This is a genomic window from Mesorhizobium sp. Arg314, assembly GCF_053714275.1.
In genome coordinates, this window is sequence record NZ_JBSKBP010000317.1 from 1 (window position 1) to 299 (window position 299).

Sequence of the window (299 nt, forward strand, 5' to 3'; positions counted from 1 at the left end):
CTGAGGGTGTTGTAGAATAGGACCGCAATCTTGCGGGCGGTCGCCGTCACGGCTTTCGCCTTGCCCGCACGAGAGGACAGCCGACGATAAAAGGCGCCGAGCGCCGTATCGCTCCGCCCAATGGTCGTGGCCGCCAACCGCAACAATGCGGCTGCCCGACTTGACGATCTCCGTGTGCGCGAGGAGAGCACCTTGCCGCCCGAGATTTTGTTCCCCGGCGCAAGGCACAGCCATGAGGTGAAGTGCTTCGCGGTCGGCCATGACCGCAGATCAGTGCCGCACTCGCCAATGAGCTTCAA

The 299-nt window shown here is 63.2% G+C and carries 1 protein-coding gene; it reads right to left on the minus strand.

Features of this window, described 5'->3' with window-relative positions:
* Positions 1–299: transposase (locus tag ACWGS9_RS36160; protein WP_454509541.1), on the minus strand; the 299-nt coding region annotated here is incomplete at both ends.